The organism is Parageobacillus thermantarcticus (genome assembly GCF_900111865.1).
GTDB classification, from domain to species: domain Bacteria; phylum Bacillota; class Bacilli; order Bacillales; family Anoxybacillaceae; genus Parageobacillus; species Parageobacillus thermantarcticus.
Genome location: NZ_FOJS01000037.1, coordinates 19,887 through 27,691 on the forward strand (window position 1 = coordinate 19,887; position 7,805 = coordinate 27,691).

Consider the following 7,805-nt stretch of genomic DNA (forward strand, 5'->3'; position numbering starts at 1 on the left):
AAAGAAAGGCTGCCTCCATTAAAGAGGCAGCCTCTTATTTGAATATGTCATTTTCAGCGCGGGCAATAAACACGAAAAACTCTAGCCGCTTCACAGATTGATAAGGTCTAAATGTACCATCGGGATACCCTTTTGTAATATTCGCTGCAGCTATTTTATAAATTTCTGCGTGCCCCGTCACCTTGTCGGTAACGTCTTTAAACACCATAGAAGAAGCACTAGGGAGTTGGTACGCCTTCGCTAACAGCATTGCTGTTTCCGCACGGGTGATAGGCTGTTGCGGACGAAACGTACCATCTGGAAACCCATTTACCAATCCTCGCTCATATGCCGATTGAATATATCCAGACGCCATATTAGAAGAATCAACATCTTTAAAAACGGTAGACCGTTTTGTCGAATCCAAATGCAACGCCCTTCCTAACACCGCTACCGCTTCGGCACGCGTTACGAAATCATTGGGCTTGACCGTGCCGTTATTATATCCGGTAATAATGCCCCTGCTGAATAAATAAACAATGTGGGGAGTATACCAAATGTCGTTTGTCAAATCTTTGAAATCTGGCTCTGAAAAGGTTACAGTTACCGGGTTAGATAATGCTGATTCTGTTCCGTCGCTATATATGGAAGAAAACTGATAGCGGTAAGTTCCTTTGAGCGCGTAGTCTGAAAATGACGAACTAGTTTGCAACTTTTTTATTTGCTTTCCATCGCGATACACATTATATCCTTGAATACTATCAGCAAGCAGTGTAACAGAAAAGTTTACTACTCCCGCTGCATTGGATTGCAGCTTCACTTCCAGCTGCGGCGGTTTATTTTGTTCTGCCTGTACTAATCCATAGCCATACCAATCATCTTTTCCAGGCGCACCTAAATCAACCGCGTTCTCCCTTAGCATTTGCCGAAGTTCAACATTCGTTTTATTGGGATACTGTTGCTTATATAAGGCTAATACGCCGCTAACAAACGGCGCTGCCATGGACGTGCCTGACATCCATGTATATCCGTCCGGGTTGCCATCCGAATCATAAGCAGCCGGAACGGTACTGTAGATTTCTTCTCCGGGAGCCGCAACCTCAACTTCTGAACCTGTGGCGGAATAGGCAGCGCGAACGTTTTGCTTGTCGACAGCTGAAACGGCAATGACACTGTCATATTTCGCAGGATATTCGACAGTATTCCCTGTTCCTTGTTTATTGCCGTTATTCCCAACTGCCGCGACAATTAACAGGCCTTGCTGATACGCTTTATCAATTGCTTTTTTTAACACAGGAGAATCTTCCGGAGTAGCGAGACTTAAGTTAATAATATCCATCTTGTGTTGTATCGCCCACTCAATTCCTGCCAAGACAGTTGACAACGTTCCATCGCCGTAGCGGTTTAATACTTTCACCGCATAGATGCTCGCTTCCGGGGCCACTCCGAGCACTCCGATCTGATTATTTTGCGCAGCGATAATCCCCGCCACATGCGTGCCGTGGCCGTTATCATCATTATAAGAATTCGGGCAATTGGATAACAGGCACACACCACCCGATACATGCAAATCAGGATGCTTCGTATCAATCCCCGTATCTAAAATGGCGATTTTTACTCCTTTGCCCGTAACGCCGCGAACATGCATGTTGGGTGCTTTCGTTTTCGTTACGCCCCAGTCTGTCACTTGTTTGTTAATCGTAACCGTTTCATCCTGCTGAACGTATTCAACTTCGGGGAGCTGCCGTAAAACATCCACGGAAGCCAACGGCACATTGGCAGATAAAGCTGGAAGCACTTCAAACCGCCGGTACACTTCCCCTTGCAGCTGTTCGACCGCTTTTTCGTCAACATGCTTTTTAAAAAGAATAAGCACATTTACCCGCTTTGTTTCAGACGCAAAAGTGGAAGCAGCGGGCAAAAAACTCATCATGACGAGAACTACGCTGAGCAAAACAAGACACCATTTTTTCATAGCAAATAACCTCTCATGCGAAAAAATCTTCCGCTTGTTTTAACTTCAAATCGCTCTTGTGACAACTTGACGGTTTGTTATTCTCATTGAACGCGGTCATATAAAGGCTGAAAGTTCAATCCCGATTCAGATGCGTAATAATCTAAGATTCCAAGATAAATTGCTTTTGCCGCTTTCCCTTGCCAGTATGAAGATCCTAGCTTCGCTGCATCTTCTTTGCGATCAATAAAGCCTAACTCAACTAACACAGCAGGCATATTATTTTCGCGAAGGACGTGCAAATTGCCCTTTTTCACTCCACGGTCTGCTGCATTCCATGCTTCGACTAACCGTTTTTGGATACATTGAGCGAGCTTCTTGCTTTTTTCAACATACGGATTTGTCGCCGCCGCGCTGTAATAGTACGTCTCTGTACCAGTTCCACCACCTGCATTGGTATGAATGCTGACAAATACATTTCCATTCATTTTTTTAGCAAAATTAACTCTGTCGCTTAGCGAGACAAACACATCGCTTTCACGCGTTAAAGCAATATTAAACCCTGTATCTTGAAACAATGATTTTACTTTTAAAGCAACGCTAAGATTAATATCTTTTTCTTTTAATCCGTTTGCCACCGCACCAGGGTCATGGGCGCCGTGTCCAGGGTCAATGATAATCGTTTGCGTTTTTAAATACTGCAACAGCTGGTTTGTTGGATTAGATGAACTGATTCCACTAAGGTAAGCAGTATGTACGAAACCTTCGATTCCTGAAGCACGAACATATGCCCAGCTGCCGACAATATGCAACACATCAACTTTTTGTCCTTTTTTCAGAACAGCTACAGTGTCAAAGTTTGTCGACGGTCCTTGGCGAACATTCAAAGCCGACGCATTTACCGTAGCTTGTTGAATAGCTGTTAATTCATAATTGATCCGAAATTTTGGATTAATGGCTCTTGCGACAAATACCGCAAAATCAGCGCGTATAATCGGCTGATCTTGACCGAACGTTCCATTCGTAAACCCTTGGGCGATCCCTTTGTCCATCAGTTGATGAATCGCCTGCGATGTCGTGTTTCCGCCAAAGGAATAAGCGCGGTTAATGAGCAACGCCATTTCTCCACGCGTAACGAGCTGTTCAGGGCGGAAAGTACCGTCTTTGTAACCGTTAATGATATTTTTTTCGGCCGCTTCTTGTATGTATCCTGACGCAAAATTTCCTTTGCCTACATCTTTAAAGCTCGTCGCCCGTTGTGTCCCATTGAAATTAAGCGTTCTTCCGATAATCGCAGCAGCCTCCGCCCTTGTCACATACTTAGACGGATAAAAATATCCGGATAAACTTCCTTGAACGATTTTCCCTTGCGCCAAATAATTAATTTCTTTCGCGGCGCGATGAGTCGTGCTAACATCATGAAAATATGCAGCAGCACCAGCGTCACTAGTTGGACCAATGAAACCCAAGATCAGTAATAGACAAAAAGTGACAAATATTCCTTTTCTCATACATCCCTTCTCCCTTCTTCCAATATATTTTTCTATTATTCTATTATAAATGATAAACGTTATGTTTTAAATTAGTCCTTTTTTCACAGTCACCATAACTTTTTCAACTTTATTAACGTGTATAAACCGAATTTCCTATGATACTGGATGTACAAACTTGAGCCGTTTGCAAAAAATCCCCTCAAAGTAAACAGTTATTCCACTTATTCCGCTGCCTCCGCTGCTTACTTGAAGGGATTATTGACGATCATGATCATGTTTCCAACTTTTTCTTTAAACGCTCAATATGGTATTTTGCTTCCATTCTGCATGAATAATCAATATCATCGATTTTTAATTGTTTAATAAGCTCCTCCAGCTCCCTTATCTCTTTTTTTGTCGGTGCTTCCGTCAATATTTTTTCAATGACTTCATTAATTTTTTCAGCCAATGCCTTGTGAAAATCTGGGCTTGATTTCATTCCATCATCTATTTTTACAAACCATGAGGCGCTTTTTTGTGCGTAATCTCGCCAATATATAATAAAATCCTCTAAACTATATTTTTTTTCGTCCCATCCGATAGTTTCCATATATTTCAAAAAAGAGTTCGAAATAGACCTTGTAATACTTATCTTAATTCCCTGCGGAAGGCTGTCAAACATAATATCGATATTATTACCTCCTAAAAATGATTATCTGCTTCATTATGGTTTTATTAAAAACTGATCTTTTCTGCAGCAGGCAGTGTTCTGGCTAAATGGTAAAAGGAGTTGGTGCAGATTCCACCTTGCCAAAATAATAAAGAATCGCCTGCACGATGCGCTTGGAAGCCTGGCCGTCTCCGTACGGGTTCGAGGCTTTCGCCATTTTTTCATATTCGCTGCGGTTATTCAACAGCTCGCGGGCCATGCTGTATATCGTTTCCTCATTCGTTCCCGCTAATTTCAGCGTCCCCGCCTCGATGCCTTCCGGCCGTTCTGTCGTGTCGCGCAGCACCAACACCGGCACGCCCAATGAAGGCGCTTCTTCCTGCACGCCGCCGGAATCGGTCAAAATGAGAAACGCCCTCGCGGCGAGATTATGAAAGTCAAACACCCCTAAAGGCTCGATCAAATGAATGCGCGGATCATTGCCAAGAATTTCATCAGCTACTTCGCGCACCGCCGGGTTTAAATGGACAGGATAAACGACTTGCACATCTTCATGTTCTTGGACAATGCGCTTGATGGCGCGGAACATGCTGCGCATCGATTCGCCAAGATTTTCTCGGCGATGGGCGGTTAATAAAATCATGCGATCGTCGCCGATTTTCTCTAAAATATCATGCTTATAGTCGTCTGTCACGGTTGTTTTTAACGCGTCGATCGCCGTGTTTCCCGTAATAAAAATCGAATCAGGCTTTTTATTTTCATTGATTAAGTTTTCATACGCTTTTTTCGTCGGCGCGAAATGAAGGTCGGCGATGACGCCGGTAAGCTGGCGGTTCATTTCTTCCGGAAACGGTGAATATTTGTTCCACGTGCGCAACCCGGCTTCGACGTGCCCGACAGCGATTTGATTGTAAAACGCGGCAAGGCTGGCGACAAACGTTGTCGTCGTATCCCCGTGCACGAGCACCAAATCCGGCTTCACCTTTTTCATCACGTCGTCGAGCCCTTCTAAAGCACGAACGGTAATTTCTGTCAACGTTTGGCGGTCTTTCATAATATTTAAGTCATAATCCGGCTTTATATCGAAAATCTCCAGCACTTGATCGAGCATTTGCCGATGCTGCGCCGTGACGGTGACAATCGGTTCGATCAGCTCCGAATGTTTTTTTAGTTCCAATACAAGCGGTGCCATTTTAATTGCTTCCGGTCTTGTGCCAAAAATCGTCATTACTTTAATTTTATCAGCCATACTTTCACCTACAATGACAAAAGGTTAGTTCTTACACAAACTTCCTTCCTTACATTATCATAACCTTCCCATTTCCTCAACCGTCAACATGCGCGTTTTCGGCAAACGCAAAAACTTCCAGCTCTTTGTTTATCGGATAGACTCCCATGACGAAAAAATTCGTCGCCATCGGAAGGATGAAAATACCTTCAGTTTACCCATTGAGGAATCTAGATATTTTCAAGATAGCGAGAACCTGTATCAAAAAAGAGTCTGCGGGGCTACGACACAAAAATAACGTTTATCGGTAGCAAGGAAAGTGGAAAGACCGCCATAGTTCCCTAAAGCAAAGGGACAGCTTCGGAAGTTCCCAAGCCATCCCCGCATTTTGTCCATCATCGATTTTTTGCAGCAACGCGTTAAATTTAATATCGTTTTGCGCCCAAGTAACGTGCTTTCCAATAAGAATTATTCAAACTGCTGATCGTCACGCCAGTGGAAGAGCCGCTATGAATAAATTGTTGATTGCCGATATATATGCCGGCGTGGGACGGGCCGGACCCGTTCGTGTTAAAAAAGACGATATCGCCAACCGCAGGGGCGGAAACCGATGTGCCGACGCTCCAAATCGTCGCTACCGTGCGCGGCAAAGAAATGCCTTGCTTTTGAAACAAATAAACAATCAATCCGCTGCAATCAAAACCGACTTGCGGCGTTTCCCCGCCCCAGACGTACGGCTTGCCGAGAAGTTCCGCAGCATCCGCGACAAGTGCAATGGCGTTCAGTTTTCGCTGCGGCGCCTGCCCCATCAAGCGCTCATACGTCTCGGCATCGACAACGCCAGTTACTTTCATGCCGGTGTTCTTCTGGAATCGTTTCACCGCTTCCGCCGTAATTGACCCATAATATCCTGTAATTTCCGAATACGTAAAATAACCGAGCTGCTTTAGCTTCGTTTGTACTTTTTTCACTTCCGGCCCCGTTGATCCGATCGTTAAACGGATAGCCGCTTTTGGCGCGGACGGCTTCGGCTTGGAATCGGCGATCACCTCGTTGATTTTCGCCAACGTCACAGCGTCGGCTTTGCCGGTAACCGGGAGGCGATATCGTTTTTGAAATTGGCGAACGGCATCCGCCGTAACTGTGCCGTAATATCCCGTTATTTTCGGATAAGTAAAATAGCCGAGCTGTTTTAAATTTTGCTGTAATTTGCTTACTTCCGTTCCCCTTGAACCTATTGTCAATACAGTTTCTTGAGCGATTTTTGCCGGGCGCCGATTCACTTCATTTTGAATAGACTGCACAGTGCGGGCGTCGGCGATACCCGTTGCGGGAAGACCGTGATTTTGCTGGAACCGCTTGACCGCGTTTTGCGTAATGGTTCCATAATAGCCAGTGATCTCCGGATATTTGAAATAGCCAAGCCGTTTTAAGTTTTGCTGCAAAACTTTCACATTGTTTCCGCGCGAACCGATTTTCATTTCCGCCGTACGATGAACGGCAGCTTCTTTTAACTTAGCGTACGTAGCGTCATCCACGACGCCTGTGACCGGCAAGCGGACGGACGCTTGAAACGCTTTTACCGCCCGCTCGGTTATCGTTCCGAAATACCCTGTGGCAGTCGGATATGTAAAAAACCCTTTTTCCTTTAATAGCTGCTGCAGTTCTTTCACTTGCGGAGAACTCATCCCCACTTTCCACTCCGCCGCTTCTCCATCATCCGGCATAAGAAACAGCGCAGAAGCGAAAGCGGATGTTAATACGATATGTCTTGGCTTCAAATTCACAATTATCTTCCTCTCCCTTCTCTACTTTCACCTTTTGCACAACTATGTAAAACGTTGGTTCATTACCATATTTTGTCGTTCACAGATAAACATCTCCAGCCAAGGGATGAGGCAAACAAAAAATGGAAAACTACAAAAAATGGCGAAGGCCGAAGTTTTCTACTAAACTTTTTGTTTTTCCCGCTTATCCAATTCAACACCTTTTCGCTTCTCTCCGGACGGCTAGACCGGCACTCGCAACATGTCGAAAAAAGGAATCTACATCAAAATTGTTCGAGTTAAACATTAGGCAGATTCCGTTTTTCGACATGCGGAAAGGTGCGTAACGGCCAAGTCCTAATGTTTGTGTAAAATCCAGCGAACCTAAGTTTTCAAAAAAGAAAACCGTTTTGTCAACTACCCAACGGCTAAAGCCGTGGGCTTGCAGCTAGCCTAATTGGCTGCCGCGTTCGGCTGGTTGACAGCAGCCCTGCGGATGTTTTCCGCAGCCACGTTGTCGGCAGGGGCAGCGTACCCACAAGCTCGACAACAAAACTGATCCCTTGACGGTCTGTTTTCTTTGGCCACATGTCCGCAAACCGGACAGGTGCGGGAAGTATTTTTTGGATGAACCAATACCACCGGCACGCCAGCGATCGCCGCTTTATACTCAATAAACTTTCTCAACTGATAAAAAGACCAAGAAGAGTGTTGACGACGCTGTTGCTTTTTAACC

General features: G+C 44.8%; 6 protein-coding genes. All 6 read right to left on the reverse strand.

The features are described 5' to 3' along the window. Positions 1–34 precede the first annotated feature (34 nt). Complete coding sequence (locus tag BM278_RS14135) at positions 35–1,954, reverse strand: S8 family serine peptidase (protein WP_090950915.1); 1,920 nt, start codon at positions 1,952–1,954, stop codon at positions 35–37. 83 nt (positions 1,955–2,037) lie between these two features. Continuing rightward, positions 2,038–3,444, reverse strand: coding sequence for an N-acetylmuramoyl-L-alanine amidase (locus BM278_RS14140; RefSeq protein ID WP_090950918.1), 1,407 nt, complete (start codon positions 3,442–3,444; stop codon positions 2,038–2,040). Between the two features lie 253 nt (positions 3,445–3,697). Beyond that, on the reverse strand, positions 3,698–4,015 hold the full coding sequence (locus BM278_RS14145; protein WP_244151180.1) for a hypothetical protein: 318 nt from the start codon (positions 4,013–4,015) through the stop codon (positions 3,698–3,700). A 163-nt stretch (positions 4,016–4,178) separates the two neighbouring features. Continuing rightward, positions 4,179–5,324, reverse strand: coding sequence for a non-hydrolyzing UDP-N-acetylglucosamine 2-epimerase (wecB, locus tag BM278_RS14150; protein WP_090950921.1), 1,146 nt, complete (start codon positions 5,322–5,324; stop codon positions 4,179–4,181). Between the two features lie 404 nt (positions 5,325–5,728). Then, positions 5,729–7,090, reverse strand: a complete 1,362-nt coding sequence (locus tag BM278_RS14155) for a C40 family peptidase (protein WP_090950923.1) — start codon at positions 7,088–7,090, stop codon at positions 5,729–5,731. Between the two features lie 432 nt (positions 7,091–7,522). Further along, positions 7,523–7,805 (reverse strand): zinc ribbon domain-containing protein (locus BM278_RS14165; protein ID WP_143093454.1); only part of this gene is annotated, 283 nt, incomplete at its 5' end.